This window comes from Kitasatospora sp. UYEF31 (assembly GCF_057291755.1).
Window position 1 is genome coordinate 1 of the sequence record NZ_JBXAWK010000163.1, and the last position, 1,015, is coordinate 1,015.

A 1,015-nucleotide genomic window follows, 5' to 3' on the forward strand; every position below is an offset into this window, starting at 1 on the left:
CGGCGTCACGCGACGGCCCGTCCCCGAACGGCTGGGGACATTACGGGCAACCTACCGGTTCAGTCAGTAATCAGACCCCACTGACGAATCGAGGTCAATGCCGTCGTGTACCGGTGTGTGTCCGGACATTGTGCGAGCTCCCGTGGGTAGCTATTGCCAGGGCAGTACGCTTCCGGCCGTGCAGGGGGAACAGAGGCTTGGACTGGCGCGATTGTGCGAAACAGACTGTGGTGGGTGTTTCACTCCCCATTCCGGGAGTGAAACACCCACCACACCTGCGCTGCCTGGTCAGTTGCCGGGCGGGCCCATGAGCGGCCGGGCGTCGAAAACCACCTGGATCTTCGTGATCCTGCCGTTCTCGACGGGGATCCAGCTGGCGGTAGGGATCGGGGCCGCGACCTTGGTGTACAGGTCGAACCAGGTGACTACGTCGTCCCCGTCGGCGAAGACTTTCTGAATGACGATGTCGGTCTTGATCTGCGACATGCCCTTGATGCCCGCAGTGCACTCGTCGGCGCCGACGATGTGCGCGAGTGGCCCGTCGAACTGCACATCGTCGGCGAGCAACGACTGGTAGGTGTCGAAGTCGTCGGCCTTCCAGGCGGTGAAGTACGCGGCAGCGACCGTGGCTGCGTTCTGAGTCACCGTGGAGCCCTTCACCGAGGAGTTCTTGTGGCCCGGCCTCTTCCCTGCCGACCGATACCTCCACTGTGCGCCCGCGCGAGACTATACGTCCAAGAGCTGGATCTGCTGCCAGACAGCAGGATTCCTTATGGAGTTGCGGTGACCGGCCATCGGGCACACTGGGTCACCGACAATCATCGGCCGCACATCCCGGGCCCCGGTCCTTCGGTCGCTTCAGTCACTTCGATCGCTTGAGGCCAGACAAAATCTGTTCACGTACGGATTTCAGCCTCGTGTCAGCCTCGATTCGTCAGTGGGGTCTGATTACTGACTGAACCGGTAGGTTGCCCGTAATGTCCCCAGCCGTTCGGGGACGGGCCGTCGCGTGACG

The 1,015-nt window shown here is 62.5% G+C and carries 1 protein-coding gene; it reads right to left on the reverse strand.

Going from position 1 to position 1,015, the window contains the following annotated elements; translation table 11 throughout:
• Positions 1 to 288: 288 nt before the first annotated feature.
• Positions 289 to 645, reverse strand: a complete 357-nt coding sequence (locus AC0Z36_RS29740) for a nuclear transport factor 2 family protein (RefSeq protein ID WP_485466191.1) — start codon at positions 643 to 645, stop codon at positions 289 to 291.
• Between the last annotated feature and the right edge of the window lie 370 nt (positions 646 to 1,015).